15 protein-coding genes and 2 pseudogenes are annotated in these 17,286 nt (G+C 70.5%); 11 read left to right on the plus strand and 6 right to left on the minus strand.

The genetic code is table 11. The features are described 5' to 3' along the window. Positions 1-106: 106 nt before the first annotated feature. Both AB0J42_RS36490 and AB0J42_RS36495 read right to left on the minus strand, forming a co-directional pair. Positions 107-286, minus strand: a complete 180-nt coding sequence (locus AB0J42_RS36490; RefSeq protein ID WP_364302911.1) for a hypothetical protein — start codon at positions 284-286, stop codon at positions 107-109. Positions 287-334: 48 nt separating this feature from the next. Beyond that, a complete protein-coding gene (locus tag AB0J42_RS36495; protein ID WP_364302917.1) occupies positions 335-2,179 on the minus strand; it encodes a hypothetical protein in 1,845 nt (614 codons plus the stop codon). A 70-nt stretch (positions 2,180-2,249) separates the two neighbouring features. Between AB0J42_RS36495 and AB0J42_RS36500 the strand changes: the two genes are divergently transcribed. Further along, a complete protein-coding gene (locus AB0J42_RS36500) occupies positions 2,250-3,899 on the plus strand; it encodes an asparagine synthetase B family protein (protein WP_364302921.1) in 1,650 nt (549 codons plus the stop codon). Positions 3,900-4,177: 278 nt separating this feature from the next. Next, positions 4,178-5,878: a maltose alpha-D-glucosyltransferase gene (gene treS, locus AB0J42_RS36505; RefSeq protein WP_364302924.1), complete on the plus strand. Its 1,701-nt coding sequence runs from the start codon at positions 4,178-4,180 to the stop codon at positions 5,876-5,878. Positions 5,879-5,933: 55 nt separating this feature from the next. Here treS and AB0J42_RS36510 read toward each other — a convergent pair whose 3' ends face one another. The 3 genes from AB0J42_RS36510 to AB0J42_RS36520 are packed head-to-tail and all read right to left on the minus strand — an operon-like array spanning position 5,934 to position 9,463. Further along, positions 5,934-8,210, minus strand: coding sequence for an FtsX-like permease family protein (locus AB0J42_RS36510; RefSeq protein ID WP_364302929.1), 2,277 nt, complete (start codon positions 8,208-8,210; stop codon positions 5,934-5,936). Between the two features lie 15 nt (positions 8,211-8,225). After that, positions 8,226-8,978 carry an ABC transporter ATP-binding protein gene (locus tag AB0J42_RS36515; protein ID WP_364302931.1) on the minus strand — a complete coding sequence of 251 codons (753 nt, stop codon included), beginning with the start codon at positions 8,976-8,978 and terminating at the stop codon, positions 8,226-8,228. Then, positions 8,957-9,463: a PadR family transcriptional regulator gene (locus tag AB0J42_RS36520; protein ID WP_364302933.1), complete on the minus strand. Its 507-nt coding sequence runs from the start codon at positions 9,461-9,463 to the stop codon at positions 8,957-8,959. Before AB0J42_RS36520 ends, AB0J42_RS36515 begins: the two co-directional genes overlap by 22 nt. 131 nt (positions 9,464-9,594) lie before the next feature. Here AB0J42_RS36520 and AB0J42_RS36525 point away from each other — a divergent pair, with 131 nt between their 5' ends. From AB0J42_RS36525 to AB0J42_RS36565, 9 genes and pseudogenes are all read left to right on the plus strand, one after another. After that, a complete protein-coding gene (locus AB0J42_RS36525) occupies positions 9,595-10,842 on the plus strand; it encodes an ABC transporter substrate-binding protein (RefSeq protein ID WP_364302937.1) in 1,248 nt (415 codons plus the stop codon). Positions 10,843-10,850: 8 nt separating this feature from the next. Continuing rightward, positions 10,851-12,173 (plus strand): ABC transporter substrate-binding protein, encoded by a 1,323-nt coding sequence (locus tag AB0J42_RS36530; protein WP_364302941.1) that lies wholly within the window; start codon positions 10,851-10,853, stop codon positions 12,171-12,173. 12 nt (positions 12,174-12,185) lie between these two features. Next, positions 12,186-13,565: an ABC transporter permease subunit gene (locus AB0J42_RS36535; protein ID WP_364302945.1), complete on the plus strand. Its 1,380-nt coding sequence runs from the start codon at positions 12,186-12,188 to the stop codon at positions 13,563-13,565. Next, on the plus strand, positions 13,562-14,461 hold the full coding sequence (locus AB0J42_RS36540; RefSeq protein ID WP_364302950.1) for a carbohydrate ABC transporter permease: 900 nt from the start codon (positions 13,562-13,564) through the stop codon (positions 14,459-14,461). The genes AB0J42_RS36535 and AB0J42_RS36540 overlap by 4 nt, the downstream gene beginning before the upstream one ends. 109 nt (positions 14,462-14,570) lie before the next feature. Continuing rightward, on the plus strand, positions 14,571-15,248 hold the full coding sequence (locus AB0J42_RS36545) for a uracil-DNA glycosylase (RefSeq protein ID WP_364302953.1): 678 nt from the start codon (positions 14,571-14,573) through the stop codon (positions 15,246-15,248). A 9-nt stretch (positions 15,249-15,257) separates the two neighbouring features. Further along, complete coding sequence (locus AB0J42_RS36550) at positions 15,258-15,587, plus strand: hypothetical protein (protein WP_364302955.1); 330 nt, start codon at positions 15,258-15,260, stop codon at positions 15,585-15,587. A gap of 147 nt (positions 15,588-15,734) precedes the next feature. Further along, complete coding sequence (locus AB0J42_RS36555; RefSeq protein ID WP_364302958.1) at positions 15,735-16,025, plus strand: MTH1187 family thiamine-binding protein; 291 nt, start codon at positions 15,735-15,737, stop codon at positions 16,023-16,025. 69 nt (positions 16,026-16,094) lie between these two features. Further along, positions 16,095-16,442, plus strand: coding sequence for a sigma factor (locus tag AB0J42_RS36560; RefSeq protein WP_364302960.1), 348 nt, complete (start codon positions 16,095-16,097; stop codon positions 16,440-16,442). After that, a pseudogene (locus AB0J42_RS36565) lies at positions 16,432-17,031 on the plus strand (IS256 family transposase); the annotation flags it as partial. The gene AB0J42_RS36560 and the pseudogene AB0J42_RS36565, both read left to right, overlap by 11 nt. Positions 17,032-17,046: 15 nt before the next feature. On the opposite strand, the pseudogene AB0J42_RS36570 reads toward AB0J42_RS36565, so the two are convergent. After that, positions 17,047-17,286 (minus strand): annotated as a pseudogene (locus tag AB0J42_RS36570) (ISAzo13 family transposase); the annotation flags it as partial.

Here is a 17,286-nt window from a genome sequence, read left to right on the forward strand (position 1 = left end):
CTCGACGGTGTCCCCTACGACCCCGCCAAACACGGCGCCGCAGCAGCGCTCAACGAGTTCGTTGCTGCCTGAGGTTGACACAGGGAGTGTCATGCCGCCCGCCCGGTCACCGGAGCACCCGCACGCCCGCCGGGGCGGCCGACCAGGGAAATCCGGCCACCCGCGCGACCACCCACCCGGTGATGTCCGCGGCCGCCCGCGCGACCGTGGGCGCGGCCATCCGTGCGACCGCCCACCTGGTGACGGCCGCGACCACCGGGATGCCCGGGATCGCCCGCGCGACCACCGGAGTGGGTGGCCGCCCGTGCGGGCGTCGCGCGGGGTTCGCGCATCGTCAGATGAGGGCGTGGGGTTCGGCGGAGCCGTACTCCACGAGCTGGGCGGCGCCGAGGAGCCAGCGGTCCTCGTCGCGGACGTGGACGTAGCCGAAGCGGTCGGCGGAGAAGACCTTGACGCCGTCCTCGCGGCAGCGGCGCATGAGCACCTCGTCCCAGCCGTCGGTGAGGTCGGCGAAGCCCAGCTCGCGCAGCGGGTTGCGGCGGGCGAGCAGGGTGGCGCCGGCGACCTCCGGGAGGTAGGTGTACTCGGCGTCCGGCTGCTTGAGCAGGGTGGCCTGGGGTTTGCGCAGGTGGGCGTAGAAGGCCGCCTTGCCGACGATGTCGGCGGTGCTGAACAGGAAGGCGCGCCGCAGGTCGGTCAAGTAGTGGGGGCCGTAGACGTCGCGCGGGTCCATGACCGCCACGAGGTCGGCCTCGCACAGGTCGAGCCCGCGCCCGAGCATGGCGCCGACGGTCAGGTCGGAGCGGAGCGGCCGGTGGATCACGTCGGCGCCGGGCACGACCTCGCGGGCACGCTCTTCGATGCCGGGCGGGCCGAAGACGACGAGCTGGGCGACCCCGTTCTGCCTGCCGACCTGGGCCAGCGCGTGTTCCACCTGGTCGCGCTCGGTGATGACGAGCAGGACGGAGGTGTCGAGGGTGGCCCGCGCGCTGGGCAGCCCGATGGCGTCGAGCAGCTCGTCGATCCGTTCGGTCATGGTGCCGCTGTCGTAGGCGCGGCGGAGGGCGACGTGCGCGCGCCGGATGTCGGGGTCGGGCCCGATCGGGGTGCCGCAGGCGGCGAGCTCGGACAGCCGCCACTGCGGGGTGCCGGGCGGGCAGTCGACGCCGGCGGGCCAGCGGTACGAGGTCAGTACGTCGGGGTAGGCCAGGTGATCGGGCAGCAGCTGGTCGAGCGTGAGCACCCGGTCGATGCGGCCGCTCGGCAGCGGCAGCGGGTTGTGCACCCGGGGCTGGATGGCGTACTGCAGGCGCGGCCAGCCGACGGCCAGGTCGGTGGTGAAGCGGTGCTCGAACAGCTCGGCCGCGGCGGCGTAGTCGGCCACGTCGCCGCGGGTGTGCCAGAAGACGGTGCGGATGCCGCGCTCGGCGCACCAGGCCAGCAGCGCCTTGAGCCCTTCGCCGGGCTCGCCGCGCAGCTCGTCGGCCCACGGCCCTTCGGCGACGGACTCGACCAGGAGCAGGTGGGGCACCTCCAGCGGCAGCACCCGGGCGAAGTCGCGCGGGGTGAACCCGGCGGTCTGCCGCCACTCGTAGCGCAGCAGCGCCTCGGCGTGCGGCTCGGCGATGACCGCGGCGGTGATGTGCGGCCGGGTGTTGGGGCCGGTGGGCACCCGGAACGGCTTGAGCGTGAACGACTCGCCCGCGAGGATGCGGGTCGTGGCGGTGGCCTGGAAGGCGGCGCCGGGCCGGGCGTCCTTCTGCGCGGTGGTGGCGACGGGCTTGCGCTTGGGCGCGACCGGCCGCTTGACGGGCTTGGTGGCGCCCTTCAGCTCCTTGGCCAGGCGGACCGGGTTGCTCTTGCCGGTCTTGATGGCGTCGCCGAGCCTGCTCCACCGCGCGACCTTGATGGACTTCAGCTTCCAGTTGGCCACCTCGGCCTGGTAGCGCTGCTCCGCCAGATCCTTGCGGAGCTTGTCGGCGGCGGCCCGCTCGCGCTCCAGCGCCTCCTCGGCCTCGGCCAGCCGCTCGGTGAGCTCTTTGACCTCTAGCGCGTGCCGCTCGGCGTCGGCCAGCCGGCGCTCTGCCGCGTCCAGCAGCCTCGCCAGCTCGGCCGCGCGCTCGGCCTGCGCGACCGCCTCCCGCAACGCCCTGCGCGTGCTCTCCAGCTCCGTGGACAAACTGGACCTCCGTCTCTCAGCCCGGCAAGGATACTCTTTTGCGGGAAGCGGCTCGAAGGGAAGAGATCCGGTGCAGTTCATCGTGCGGCCCTACGTCTGCGGCGGTCTCGGCCGGATCGACAGCGCCCTGCTCGGCAAGCTGTCCTCCGCCGGCCCGCGCGTGCGACCGGCGTTGCAGACCTCTGAGGCGGCGCTGTTCAGCTCCGCTCCCCTGCCTCCGTACCGGCGTTCCGGCGGGGCGTTCGCGTTCGCCTGGGGGGAGCGCAGGCCGCCCGCCGACCGTGCGGAGGGCACGGCCGAGTGGATGACGGTCGCGGAGACGTACGAGACCCCCGGCCTGATCGGCGACGGCCCCCGGACGGTCCTGCACGCGGGCGCGCTGGGGCTGGTCGACGTCTACTACGTACGGATCGGGGAGGCGGTCTATTTCTCGTCCCTGATCCAGCCGCTGATGGAGCTGGTGCCGCTGGAGATCGACTGGGGGGCCTGGGCGTCGATCCTGCGGGTGACGTTCCCGCTGGGCGAGGCGACTCCTTACCGGGAGATCAAGCGGCTGCCGGGCTCCGGCGCGCTGGTGTGGGACGGTGAGCGGCTGTCGGCCGAGCGGCGGCTGCCCCGCTGGCTGCGTTCGGAGCCGTACGAGCGGTGGATCGGCGCCGGCGAGATCGTGGAGCTGCTGCACGAGGTCTACAAGGAGTACGACGGTCGCAAGCTCCTGGTGCCGATCAGCGGCGGCTACGACTCGCGGCTGCTTGGCACCGTGGCCAAGGCCCGCGGGTTCGACGTGGAGTCGTGGACGACGAGCCCCGATGACGGCACCGACACAGACATCGCCTTCGCCCGGGCGATCACCCGTGAGCTGGGGATCCCGCACCGGGTGATCGACCAGGACCCGGCGGCGTACCCGGAGGACGCGGCGGCGGTGGCGCGCAGGCTCGAATACCTGACGCCGCACCACGCCTGGTACGCCCCGTTCGCCCGGGAGGTCCACCGGTCCGGCCGGATCCTGATCGACGGGCTGGCGGGCGGGCCGCTGCTGAAGAACTTCATGGTCAGCGGCGCCGCGCTGGAGGCCACCACCCAGGCCGAGCGGTCGGCGGCGGTGCTGGGGTCGCTGAGCCTCGGGGCGCCCTCGCAGCCGTTCCTGTCGGAGGCGGCGGAGGCGTGGGCGGCCGAGACGGTGCGCGAGCAGTTCGAGGCGGCCACGTCGATGCTCCACGGCCACCGGGCCGAGTTGCCGCTGTCGGTGCTCCACACCCGCACGGTGCGCGGCATCGCCCGCTCGGCGGTCAACCTGGTGGGGCCGGAGGCGTCGTTCGCGGCGCCGTTCATCCACCCGGACTTCTTCGACGCGGCGCTGTCGGTCGGCGTGGCCCGCAAGGACCGGGGCCGGTTCTACCGCGAGGTGCTGCACGCCGCCGATCCGCGGGTGGCGGCGCTGCCGTCGACCAACGTGATCAAACAGCCGCTGCGGCGGGTGCCGCTGCGCTCGACGGCCGCTCCGGCGCGCGACTACTCGCACCGGATGCTGCGGGTGGTGGCCACCCGGGTGCCTGGCCTGCTGTCGGAGGAGCTGCACCAGGTGATCGCCGACGGGCCCGACGCGCTGACCCGCTTCAACGGGTGGAACGACCGGTTCTGGGTGCGGGGGCTGGTGCTTTTCGGTCTCTGGCTCAGCGACTTCGAAAACGACCTGAATGACCTGTCTGTCCCGTTCTAGTTACACCGAGAAGAACGGACAGTAACATCACGGTTACAGACCGGTCTCCTGGGTATTACAGCTCGCACAGCACAAGCGGGTTCCGGAAAGCCAATGGGCTGGTAGTGTTCGGCCCATAAGCGCCGCACGAGCGGGGCACCGGATCACAAATCCGGCCCGCCGCCAAGGGCATGGAGTTCGCAGGGATGACGATCTCCACGCGGCGCGGTCACCACCAGTATGAACGCCGGGGCACCCGGTGACTTCGTCCTGCCCACATCTCCTTCTGTGAGCGACACATGATCAACGCATCCCCAACACCTGAGCCGGTGACCGAGAACTTCGTCTCGGACGACCCGGCCTGGTACAAGCGGGCGGTGTTCTATGAGGTCCTCGTCCGGGGTTTCAAGGACTCCAACGGGGACGGCACCGGAGACCTTCGTGGTCTCATCGAGAAGCTCGACTACCTGGAATGGCTAGGCGTCGACTGCCTGTGGTTGCTGCCGCTCTACGAGTCGCCGCTGCGCGACGGCGGCTACGACATCTCCGACTACATGAAGATCCTTCCTGATTTCGGAGATCTCGCTGACTTCATCCAGCTGGTCGAGGCCGCGCACGAGCGCGGGCTGCGGATCATCACCGACCTGGTGATGAACCACACCTCCGACCGGCATCCCTGGTTCCAGGCGTCCCGGCACGACCCGGAGGGCCCGTACGGTGACTTCTACGTCTGGGCGGACGAGCCCACCGGCTACCCCGACGCGCCGATCATCTTCGTCGGCGCCGAGGAGTCCAACTGGACCTGGGACCCGGTGCGCAAGCAGTACTACTGGCACCGCTTCTTCCACCACCAGCCGGACCTGAACTACGACAACCCGGCCGTGCAGGAAGCCATGCTGGAGGTGCTGCGTTTCTGGCTCGACCTGGGCATCGACGGCTTCCGCCTGGACGCGGTCCCGTACCTGTTCGAGCGGGAGGGCACCGCCTGCGCCGGCCTGCCGGAGACGCACGCGTACCTGAAGAAGGTCCGCGCCGAGGTGGACCGCCTCTACCCCGACCGGGTGCTGCTGGCCGAGGCCAACGGCTGGCCGGAGGACGTCGTGGAGTACTTCGGCGACCCCACGACCGGCGGCGACGAGTGCCACATGGCCTTCCACTTCCCGCTGATGCCGCGCATCTACATGGCGGTGAAGAAGGAGACCCGCGAGCCGATCTCGGAGATCATGTCGCGCACGCCCAAGCTGCCGGAGAAGGCGCAGTGGGGCATCTTCCTGCGCAACCACGACGAGCTGACGCTCGAGACGGTGACCGAGGAAGAGCGCGACTACATGCACGCCGAGTACGCCAAGGACCCGCGGATGCGGGCCTACCTCGGCATCCGCCGCCGGCTGGCGCCGCTGCTCGACAACGACCGCGACCGGATCGAGCTGTTCACCGCCCTGCTGCTGTCGCTGCCGGGCTCGCCCGTCATGTACTACGGCGACGAGATCGGCATGGGCGACAACATCTGGCTGGAGGACCGCGACTCGGTGCGCACGCCGATGCAGTGGAGCCCCGACCGCAACGCGGGCTTCTCCACGTGCGACCCGGGCCGGCTCTACCTGCCGGTGGTCATGGACCCGATCTACGGCTACCAGGCGGTCAACGTGGAGTCCCAGCAGCGCAACGAGGGGTCGCTGCTCCACTTCACCCGCAAGATGCTGCAGATCCGGCGCGAGCACCCGGTGTTCGGCACCGGCTCGTACACGGAGATGTGGTCGTCCAACCCGGCGGTGCTCACGTACGTACGTGAGGAGGGCGACGACGTGATGCTCTGCGTGAACAACCTGTCGAAGTTCCCGCAGCCGGTCGAGCTGGACCTGCGCCGGTTCGAGGGGCTGACGCCGGTGGAGGCGCGCGGCGGCGTGCACTTCCCGGTGATCGGCGAGTGGCCCTACCTGCTGACGCTGCCGGGCCACGGCTTCTACTGGTTCGCGCTGCGGCGCGAGGAGAAGCGCTGAACGACCCACAGCCCGGTGACCGGCCCGCCCGGTCGCCGGGCTGTGGCGTGCCCGCCTACCGGGCGGTGATCGGCACCTGGGCGCGGGCGGCGCGGCGGGCCGGGATGAGCGCCACCGCGAGCGCCGTGCCGACGGCCAGCAGCACCGCGGTCCCCAGCATGACCGGCGAGGGCGGGCGGCCGATCCCGGCGCCCACCCCGCTGGTGTGGCCTTGCAGGTCGATCAGCCCCGTCACCACCGACGCCCCCACCGCGGCGCCCGCCCCGACGCCCAGCACCACCAGCAGCCCGGTGCCGGTCACCAGCGTCGCCATCACCTGGCGGGGCGTCAGCCCCATCGCCTTCAGCACGGCCAGGTCGGCGGCGTGGTCGCGCAGCCCGAGCGCGCTGGCGGTGAGCAGGTTGGCCAGGCCGATCAGGGTGAGCACGGCGATCAGCGCCACGATCACCACCCGGATCATGGCCAGCCGTTCGGCGGGGTTGACCGCGGCCTGCACCTCCAGGCTCTCCCCCGACTCGGCCAGCAGCCGGGCCGCCACCTCGTCGGGGTCGGCGCCGGGGCGCAGGGCGAGCGCGTAGTACTCGGGCGGCATGGAGTCCTTCGCCGCCAGGCTGTCGAGGCCGACCGACAGCACCTCGCCGTCCTGGTCGGGCTCGACCGTACGGCCGACGACGCGCACGATCAGCGGCGAGCCGCCCACGGTCAGCCTGACCCGGTCGCCGATCTTCACCCCGAGCAGGTCGAGCAGCCCCTGCCCGGCCACGGCCTCGCCGGGCTCGGCGTACATGCGGCCCTCGGCGACCGGGAACGGGTAGCGGCCCGAGGTGGAGCCGCCGACGGCCCGGACCCGGACCGAGCGGCCCTCGCCGGGGGCCAGTGCGTTCACGTCGGTGCCGGGGTAGACGGCGGCCACGTCGCGGTCGGCGCCGGCCAGCCGCGCGGCCTCGTCGGGGTCCAGCTTGCCGGGCCGCACCTGGAGCGCGGCGTGCTGGCCGACCTGGTCGGGGTTGCGGGCGAAGTTGTCGAGCGTGGCCCACACGCCCAGCCCGATGGTAATCATCATCATCGGCACGGCCAGCCCGAACACGGTGAGGAACGCGGGCACCCGGCGGGTGAAGGCGTCCCTGGTGCCCAGCACGAGCGCGGGCGGGAGCCGGACCAGCAGGGCGAGCCTGGCCAGCCGGGACAGGTGGCCGCTGGGCGGCTGGGCGGGCGCGGCGGGGATGGGCGGGGTGCGCCCGCCGCGCCAGGCGGGCACGCCCACCGCGGCCAGCACCACCAGCGCGGTGCCCGCGACGATGGTCAGCACCGGCATGGGCGCCACGGAGGGGGCGCCCAGCAGCATCACGGCGGCCGCCCAGCCGATGACCGTGCCGAGCGCGACGCCGAGCAGGCCGAGCGCGCCGTGCTCGACCAGCAGCAGCAGCGCGAGCTGGCCGCGGGTGAAGCCCATCGACTTGAGCGTGGCCAGGTCGCGGAGCTGGCCCAGCACCCGCCCGCCGGCCGCGTTGGCCAGCGCGAGCGCCGCCGCGACCAGGCCGACCACGCCGAACAGCGCGAGGAGCATGCCGAGCAGCCGGTTGTCGAGCTCCATCGCGGCCCTGATCTCGCGCCAGGTGTAGAGCCGCTGGAGCTTGTCGTCGAGCATGACGACGACCCGCTGGGAGACGACCTGGGCGGCGTCGGCGTCGGCCAGCCGCAGCCCGGTCACCCACTCGCTGCGGCCCAGCATCGGCTCGATCCGGTCGAGGGCCTCGGGCAGCACCCATGCCAGGCCGGGCGTCCACTCCGGGTAGAAGCCCTGGTCGGCGGAGTCGGCGATGCCTCGCACGTACAGGGTGTGACGCTGTCCGCTGAGCGCGACGACGGTGAACGGGTCGTCGATGCCCAGCCGCAGGTCGCGGGCGAAGGAGCGTTCGAGCACCACGCCGTCGGGCTGGGCGGGGTCGAGCCAGGCGCCCTCGGCGAGCGCCGGGTGGGCCACCTGGGGCGGCTCGGCGGGCATGGCACGCAGCGAGGCGGGCTCGCGCCTGCCGTCCTGCAACGCGGTGACGGGGGCCGACCGGTAGGGGCCGGCGGTGGCCGTCACGCCGTCGAGCGCCCGCACGCCGGCGAGCTGGGCGGTGTTGTCGCGGGTGTAGAGCCAGACGTGGGCGCCCTCGGTCTGGGCGAACAGGCCGCGCCAGGGGTTGGTGGAGTCTTCCAGGAGGGTCACCGCGGTGATCAGGGCGGCCACGATGCCGGCCACGGTGAGCACGGTCAGGATGGCCTGGCCCTTCCGGGCCCGCAGGTCCGCCCTGATCCAGCGGCTGCCCGCCAGTGCGGTGCTCATGTCGTCATCCCGTGCTCATCGCAGGTCGATCACTTCGCCGACCGTGCGCCGGCGGGGCCTGGAGAGCCGGCCGTCGTCGACGATCTCGCCGTCGAGCAGGCTCACCACCCGGTCGGCGAGCGCGGCCACGCGGGCGTCGTGGGTGACCATGACGATCGTCTGGCCGTCCTTGTGGACCTGGCCGAGCAGGCGGAGCACGTCGCGGGTGTTGCGGCTGTCGAGGTTGCCGGTGGGCTCGTCGGCCAGCAGCACGCTGGGCTGGTTGGCGAGCGCCCGGGCGAGCGCGACCCGCTGCTGCTCGCCGCCAGAGAGCTGGGCGGGCGCGGCGTCGGCGCGGCCGGTGAGGTTGAGCGCGTCGAGCAGGCTCTCGCGGCGCTCGCGGGCCTCCTTGGTCGAGGCCCCGGCCAGCAGCGCGGGCAGCTCGACGTTGTCGGCCACGGTCATGTTGGCGACCAGGTTGAAGAACTGGAAGACGAAGCCGATCTTCTTGCGGCGCAGCAGCGCCCAGGCGCTCTCGGACAGGGTGTCGGCTCGCTGGCCGTCGAGCCAGATCTCGCCGCTGGTGCGTTTGTCGAGGCCGCCGAGCATGTGGACGAGCGTGGACTTGCCGGACCCCGACGGCCCCATCACGGCCACGAACTCCCCCGCCTCCACCTGGAGGTCCACCCCGCGCACCGCGGGCACCGGCACCGCGCCGTCGGAGTAGATCTTGACCAGGTTGACCGCCTTGAGCACGGGCTCGTCACTCACGAGAGGTCCTCCTGACATCGTTCGAGCCAGTCGAGATCGGCCTGCAGATGCAGCATCGCACCTTCGATGAGCAGCGTAGCGATCTTGTCTTCCGGCGGGGTGCGGTCCAGTAACTCGTTGAGATCCTTCATCAGCGACAGGTAGTGACGGCGCTGGCGGTTGATCAGCACCATCCGGTCGGCGATGCCCGTCATCGGGGCGAGCACGAGCTTCATGAAGAACTCGTCACGCACCCGCGGGCCCTCCGTCGGCTCGTCTACCCACAGGTGGAGCACGTCACGGCCCTTGGCCGTCAGGTAGTAGACCTTCTTGTTCGGCCGGTTGGACTGCTCCACGCCGACGGACCGGACCAGGCCGTCCTTCTCCAGCCGGCCCAGCGTCACGTAGATCTGGCCGATGTTCGGCGACGGGTACGCGCTGCCGAAGGTCTGCTCCAGCGCCTGTTTGAGCTCGTAGCCGTGGGCAGGCTCCTTCGCCAGAAGCGCAAGCAGGTGAAGCCGCACTGCCTCACCTCCCCGCTGCGTTACGGATGCGTTACATCGATTCCCGTTGACCACCAGATTACCGGTATGCATAACATGAATGCATCTACCTAACACGTATGTAGCCCCCTTCACACGAGGAGGAAATACCGGTGCTCCGTCGTCTGGCGCTCGTCCTGGCCGTCATCACGGCCACCGGATGCGCCGCGGCGGGCGATGGCGGTGGCGGCACGTCCCGGGGCGGTGGCACCGGCCCGATCACGTTCGCCACCGGGCGCGACACCACGGCGTACCTTCAACCCTTGCTGGACCGCTGGAACCAGGCCCACCCGGCCGAGAAGGTGACGCTCATCGAGCTGCCCGAGGCGGCCGACGAGCAGCGCGCCCAGATGGTGGCCAACTTGCAGGCCCGCAGCACCCGTTACGACGTGCTCGGCCTGGACGTGGTGTGGACCGCGGAGTTCGCGGAGAACGGCTGGATCATCCCCTTGGAGCGCGGGTCGTTCCCGCTCGACAAGTTCCTGCCGCCTGTCGTGAAGACCGCGGTCTACAAGGACAAGCTGTGGGCGGTCCCGTACACGAGCAACGCGGGACTGCTCTACTACCGCACCGACCTGGTGAAGAAGCCGCCCCGGACCTGGGCGGAGCTTCGCGAGCAAGCCCAAGAGATCACGAAAAAGCACGACATAGACGGCTATGCCGGGCAGTTCCTCGCGTACGAGGGACTGACGGTCAACTTCTCGGAAGCCGTGCAGTCGGCCGGAGGCCAGATCCTCAGCGCCGACGGCACCAAGGTCACCCTCGACCCCGCCGCCGCGACGACCGCGCTGGAGTTCTTCCAGCAGGGCCTGCGCGAAGGCTGGATCCCCGAGGAGTCGCTGGACTACAAGGAGGAGGAGTCCAGACTGGCCTTCCAGGAAGGCCGGCTCGCCTTCGCCCGCAACTGGCCGCACGCCTACGGCCCGGCCAGGAGCAGGCTCGGCGACAAGGTCGCGGTCACCACGCTGCCGGGCCCCGACGGGCCGGGCACCAGCTCGCTGGGCGGCATCAACCTGGCCATCAGCGCCTACTCGCAGCACCAGCAGACCGCGACGGAGTTCATCCGTTACTTCACGAGCCTGGAGAACGAGCGCCGGGTCCTCACCGAAGGCTCCTTCCCCCCGGTGTGGACCGAGCTCTACGACGACCCCGAGCTCATCGAGCGTTTCCCGTACCTGCCCGTACTCAAGGAGAGCATCCTCGCCGCCGAGCCACGCGCGGCGAGCCCGCACTACAACCAGCTCAGTCTGGTGATCGCGAGCACGGTCGCCAAAGCGCTCAACCCCCCGACCGGCGAGTCCGCCGACGACGTCGCGGCCTCGTTGAGAGCCGAACTCGAAGAAATCATCCGAACCCAGTGAGGCAGCCAATGCGAAAAGGCAGAGCAGCAGCGATCCTGGCCGGGCTGGCGCTGGCGGTAGCCGCCTGCGGCAACGCCCCCACCACCTCCCAGCCCTCGGACGCCCCCGCCGCGACCGAGGACGGCGGCGCCAAGACGCTCGAAGGCGTCACGCTCGAAGTGGCGGCCAAGTGGACCGGCGAGGAGCAGAAGAACTTCGAGCAGGTGCTCAAGGCCTTCTCCGACAAGACCGGCGCGAAGGTCACCTACGCCTCCACCGGTGAGGACACCGGCGCCTACCTCGGCCCCCGCATCCAGGGCGGCAGCCCGCCCGACGTGGCCATCCTGCCGCAGCCCGGCCTGGTCCAGCAGTACGCCCAGCAGGGCGCGCTAAAGCCGCTCACCGAGGACGTCACCAAGGAGATCGACGCCAACTACACCGACTACTGGAAGGAGCTCGGCTCCGCCGACGGCCAGGTGTACGGCGTCCTGATCAAGGCGGCGCACAAGTCGCTGGTCTGGTACCGCGCCGACGCCTTCGAGGAGGCCGGCGTGCAGCCGCCGACCACCTGGGACGAGCTGGTGACGGCCGCGCAGACCATCGCCGACTCCGGCACCGCGCCGTTCTCCTTCTGCGGCGCCTCCGGCTGGACGCTGACCGACCTGTTCGAGAACGTCTACCTGTCCACGGCCGGCCCCGAGAAGTACGACCAGCTCTCCAAGCACGAGATCCCCTGGACCGACCCCAGCGTGACCGAGGCCCTGGAGAAGATCGCGCAGATCGCCGGCAAGAAGGAGTTCGTCGCGGGCGGCAGCTCCGGCGCGCTGCAGACCGACTTCCCGACCTGCGTCACCAAGGTCTACGGCGAGAAGGACGCCGCGATGGTGATCGAGGCCGACTTCGTCGCCGTCACGGCCGAGGAGTCGGGCGCCAAGGTCGGCGAGCAGGCCAAGTACTTCCCGTTCCCGAAGGTCGGCGACACCACGCCGGTCGTGCTCGGCGGTGACGTCGCGGTGGCCATGAAGGACTCCCCCGGCGCCATGGCGCTGCTGCAGTTCCTGGCCTCCAAGGAGGGCGGCGAGATCTGGGCCAAGCTCCCCGGCTACCTCTCCCCCAACCGGAACGTCTCCCCCGACAACTACCCGAACGAGATGACCAAGCAGCTCGGCCAGACCATCGTCTCGGCCGGTGAGTCGGTCCGCTACGACATGTCCGACCTGGCGCCGAGCGCCTTCGGCGGCACCGACGGCAAGGGTCAGTGGAAGGTCCTGCAGGACTTCCTGCGCGACCCGAGCGACGTCAAGGGCGCCCAGGAGGCGCTGGAGGCCGAGGCCGAGAAGGCCTGGAAGTAAAGAGGGATGGCCGTGACCGAAAGGTTGGACGGCCCCCAGGACCCGCCCGTGGACTCCACGGGCGGGCCTACCTCGGGACCGGCTGATACCCCCCGCCCACGACGACGCCTCGGCCCGTCACCCACGATCGCCCTCCTCTTCCTGCTGCCGGCCGCCCTGCTCCTCGGCATCTGGGTGGTCTACCCGATCGGTTACTCGATCGTCCGCAGTCTGTACGACAGCACCGGCGGAGTCTTCGTCGGCCTGGAGAACTACGGCACGATCTTCAGCGACGAGGGCACGTTGCGGACCGTCCGCAACAACCTCATCTGGGTGATCGTCGCCCCCCTCGTGGTCACCACACTCGGCCTGATCTTCGCCGTGCTGACGGAGCGGATCCGGTGGGCGACCGCGTTCAAGCTGATCGTCTTCATGCCGATGGCCGTCTCGCTGATGGCCGCCGGCGTCATCTTCCGCCTCGTGTACGACGAGGACCCGGACAAGGGCCTGGCCAATGCCATCATGACCGTGGTGCACGACACGTTCTCCTCCTCGCAGGGCTACCCGGACGCGCGGCCGCGTGAGGGCGACGAGTCGCCGGTGGCGGCCGAGGAGGACGGCGCGGTCGTCACCAAGCAGCCCGCGGCGGCCGGTCAGCCCGTGCTGATCCCCATCGTGGGGGTCAAGCAGGAGGTGCTGCCCGCCGACGCCGAACCGGCGGTCGCGGCGACCGGCGGCGACGGGCTGTCGGGCACCGTCTGGTTCGACTTCACTCCGGGCGGAGGCGGCGTGAACGGCCAGCCGGACGCCACCGAGAAGGGCCTGCCGGGGATGACGGTGGAGGCGGTCAGCGACGGCGAGGTGGCGGCGACCACCACGACGGCCGCCGACGGCACGTTCCGCTTCGACGACCTGCCCGAAGGCTCCTATGTCGTACGACTCCCGGCGGACAACTTCACGGCCGCCTACAACGGCCTGACCTGGCTCGGCCCGACGCTGATCACACCGGCGATCATCGGCGCGTTCGTCTGGGTGTGGGCCGGGTTCGCGATGGTGCTGATCGCGGCGGGGCTGGCGGCCATCCCGCGTGACGCGCTGGAGGCGGCCCGCATCGACGGCGCCAGCGAATGGCAGGTGTTCCGGAAGATCACGGTGCCGCTGCTGTCGCCGGTACTGCTCGTCGTCTTCGTGACGATGATCATCAATACCTTGAAGGTGTTCGACCTGGTGTTCATCATCGCACCGCCGTCGGTCCAGCCGGAGGCGAACGTGATCGCGCTGGAGATGTGGCGGGTCGCGTTCGGCGGCGGTAACAACCAGGGACTCGGCAGCGCGCTCGCCGTCTTCCTGCTCATCCTGGTCCTGCCCTTCATGATCATGAATATCCGCAGGTTCAAGAGGGGCGACTCATGACGACGGCGACGGCTACGGCACCGGCGCGCAGCCACGCCGGCGCGCCGCGGAGAAACCTGATCGGGCGCATCGTCGACCGCCTGGGCAGCGGCCTCGTCCAGGTGCTGATGATCCTGCTCGGCCTGTTCTGGCTGGTGCCCACGCTGGGCCTGCTCGTGGTCTCGCTGCGCACCACCGAGGTGAACAACGCCGAGGGCTGGTGGACGATCTTCACCAAGCCGGCCGAGATCACCATCGCCAACTACGGCAACCTGCTGGCGGGCGGCTTCGGGGCCTCCTTCTGGAACACGGTCGCCATCACGGTGCCGACCACGATCCTGGTGATCGGCATCGCGGCGATGGCCGCCTACGCGTTCGCCTGGATGGAGTTCCCCGGCCGGGACCTGCTGTTCCTGGTCGTGGTCGGGCTGCTCATCGTGCCCATCCAGATCGCGCTGATCCCCGTGGCCGCCCTCTACGGCCAGGCCGGGATCTTCGGCACCATCCCCGGCGTGGTGCTGTTCCACGTCGCGTTCGGCCTGCCCTTCGCGATCTTCCTGCTCCGGAACTTCTTCATCGGCATCCCCGCCTCCCTGCTGGAGGCGGCGCGGATGGACGGCGCGCCGGAGTGGCGGATCTTCGTGTCGGTGGTCTTCCCGCTGGGCAAGCCCGCCATCGCGTCGCTGGGCATCTTCCAGTTCCTCTGGGTGTGGAACGACATGCTCATCGCCCTGGTCTTCGCCGACGCGGCGAACCAGCCGATGACCAAGTACCTCCAGTCCCAGATGCGGCAGTTCGGCACCAACATGGACATCCTCTCGTCCGGCGCCTTCCTGTCGCTGATCATCCCGCTGGTCCTGTTCTTCGCGTTCCAGCGCTACTTCGTCCAGGGCATGATGGCCGGCTCGGTCAAGTGAGTCACGGGTGGGCGCCCGCATCCCGCGGGGGCGCGGGCGCCCGCCCTTCGTGATCATTTCTCCGCTTTCAGTACGCGTCGCGCACCAGACCTGACTAAGCTCATCGGCCATGGCCGGACGTCCCCTGCACGAAGTCGTCGAAGCCGGATGGGCCCGCGCGCTGGAGCCCGTGGCCGAGCGCATCGCCCACATGGGCGACTTCCTCCGCAAAGAAATCGCCGAAGGCAGACAGTACCTCCCGGCCGGAGCCCACGTGCTCCGCGCCTTCACCCAGCCCTTCGACGACGTCAAAGTCCTGATCATGGGTCAGGACCCGTACCCCACCCCGGGCCACCCCGTCGGGCTGTCCTTCTCCGTCGCCCCCGACGTGCGGCCGCTGCCCGGCAGCCTGGTCAACATCTACAAGGAGATGGAGACCGACCTCGGCCTGCCCCGGCCCGCCAACGGCGACCTCACCCCCTGGGCCGACCAGGGCGTGCTGCTGCTCAACAGAGTGCTGACCGTGATGCCCGGCAAGCCCGCCTCCCACCGCGGCAAGGGCTGGGAAGAAGTCACCGAACAGGCCATCCGCGCCCTCGTCGCGCGCGGCAAGCCGCTGGTGGCCATCCTGTGGGGCCGCGACGCGCGCAACCTCGCCCCCATGCTGGGCTCCGTGCCGCGGATCGAGTCCGCCCACCCGTCGCCGCTCTCGGCCCGCAACGGCTTCTTCGGCTCCCGTCCGTTCAGCCGCGCGAACGAGCTGCTCGTCCAGCAAGGCGCGGCCCCCGTGGAGTGGAAGCTGCCCTAGGCTCATCCCATGAGTGACGCACAGAAATTCCTACGACTCACGGTCGAGCTGACGGTCGAAGTGCTCGACGTGAACGCCCTCCAGGCGGCGGCCCTGGCGGAGATCCGCCACCCCGAGGCCGAACTGACCGACGAGGAGCGCACCGAGCAGGCCGAACTGGTCCGATCCGACGAGACCGGCGCCTCCGCCCTGCAGTGGCTGATCGAGCCCGAGCACGTCCTCCAGCTCGTCGACCACATCGACGACATCGAGCCCCGCGAGGCCATGCTCGGCGTCGAGCCCTCCGAGGGCCCGGCCGAGGACGAAGAAGAGGCAGAGGACGAGCACCTGCACATGTGACCACCGGCGCCGACCGGGCAGCCCTCCCGTCAGTAAGCTCGGAAACTCCGGCGCCAGGTCGGCTCCGTCGTCTGCACGCCGACCGCCGCCGGCCACGTTCGTGTCGGCGCGGACCGGCCGCGCCAGGAGCTTTCGGGAGGGCCCGTCGTGATCGTCGCATTCTCCATCACCCCGCTCGGCGTCGGCGAAGGAGTCGCCGAGCCCGTCGCCCGCGCCGTCAAGGTGGTACGGGAGAGCGGGCTGCCCAACCACACCGACGCCATGTTCACCACCGTCGAAGGCGATTGGGACGAAGTGATGGACGTGGTCAAGCGGGCCGTCGACGCGGTGGCGGAGGTCGCTCCCCGGGTCGGTCTCGTCCTCAAGGCCGACCTGCGCCCCGGCGTGACGGACGCCATGAACAGCAAACTCGCCTCACTGGAGCAGCACCTCGACTGACCCGTCCGGCCGCCCGGCATAGTTCGGCGGCCTCCCCGCGTCCTTCCCGGGTGACAGGCAGGAGGCAGGGTGGGTCCAGATCTTCACGAAGAGTTCCGGGCGTTCGTCGTCGAACGCTCCGGAGCTCTGTTCCGCACCGCTTACCTGCTGACGGGAAGCCGTCAGGCCGCCGAGGACCTGGTGCAGTCGGCGCTGGCCAAGACGGCGGCCCGGCTGACCAGGCTGCGCGACCCGGCCGCCATCGAGGGCTACGTCCGCCGCGCCATGTACCACGAGCAGGTGAGCTGGTGGCGGCGGTCCGGCACGGCGACCGAGGTGTCCACCGACCGGCCGCCCGAACAGGCCGACGACGGCCACGCCGACGCCTCGGAGCTGCGGCTGGTGGTCCGCGCCGCGTTAGCCCGGCAACTCGCGTAACGGCTACCGGCGCCGCCAGTGGGACACCCGCGCGGGCACGGTTGACCTGGCGATTCCGAAGCTGCGGCACGGGTCGTACTACCCCGAATGGCTGCTGGAGCGGCAGCGGCGGGCCGAGCGCGCGCTGGCCTCGGTGGTGGCCACCTCCTACCTGCTGGGGGTGTCGACCCGGCGGGTGGAGAAGCTGGCCGAGCAACTCAGCGTCACCCGGTTGTCGAAGTCGCAGGTGTCGGTGATGGCCCGGGAGCTGGATGAGATGGTGGCCGACTTCCGTAGCCGGCCGCTGGACGCCGGGCCGTACACGTTCGTGTGGATCGACGCGCTGACGCAGAAGGTGCGCGAGGGCGGCCGTACGGTGAACGTGCACGCGCTGGTGGCGACCGGGGTCAACGCCGACGGGCACCGGGAGATCCTCGGCATCGACGTGGTCTCGTCCGAGGACGGGGCCGGCTGGCTGGCGTTCCTGCGCGGCCTAGTCGCCCGCGGCCTGTCCGGCGTCGCGCTGGTGATCTCCGACTGTCATGCCGGGTTGCGCGATGCGATCGCCGCGACGCTGCCCGGCGCGTCCTGGCAGCGGTGCCGGGCGCACTGAAGCTGTAAAGAATCAACGTGGCGATTCGTCTGGGTGGGCTTTCACGAAAGCGAGGACATCGTCGGCGGTGCCGAAGCGGCGAGTGCCGGGTGTTATGCGATAGCCGTACTGGTCGAGCAGGGGCTGGACGTCGTCAATGGCGTTGCGGATGGTGCCACGGCTGACGCCGAACAGGTCGGCCAGGGATTGTTGATCGCATAGTTGGCGTCCGGCCAGCACGGTGGCCAGGATCCGATCCGCATCGGTGATCTT

It is taken from the genome of Nonomuraea sp. NPDC049649 (assembly GCF_040675175.1).
GTDB lineage: Bacteria > Actinomycetota > Actinomycetes > Streptosporangiales > Streptosporangiaceae > Nonomuraea.

Coding starts and splice junctions, on each gene's coding strand:
- treS (WP_364302924.1), top strand. CDS start 4,178: ATGATCAACGCATCCCCAACACCTGAGCCGGTGACCGAGAACTTCGTC.
- AB0J42_RS36510 (WP_364302929.1), bottom strand. CDS start 8,210: ATGAGCACCGCACTGGCGGGCAGCCGCTGGATCAGGGCGGACCTGCGG.
- AB0J42_RS36515 (WP_364302931.1), bottom strand. CDS start 8,978: ATGTCAGGAGGACCTCTCGTGAGTGACGAGCCCGTGCTCAAGGCGGTC.
- AB0J42_RS36530 (WP_364302941.1), top strand. CDS start 10,851: ATGCGAAAAGGCAGAGCAGCAGCGATCCTGGCCGGGCTGGCGCTGGCG.
- AB0J42_RS36540 (WP_364302950.1), top strand. CDS start 13,562: ATGACGACGGCGACGGCTACGGCACCGGCGCGCAGCCACGCCGGCGCG.
- AB0J42_RS36545 (WP_364302953.1), top strand. CDS start 14,571: ATGGCCGGACGTCCCCTGCACGAAGTCGTCGAAGCCGGATGGGCCCGC.
- AB0J42_RS36550 (WP_364302955.1), top strand. CDS start 15,258: ATGAGTGACGCACAGAAATTCCTACGACTCACGGTCGAGCTGACGGTC.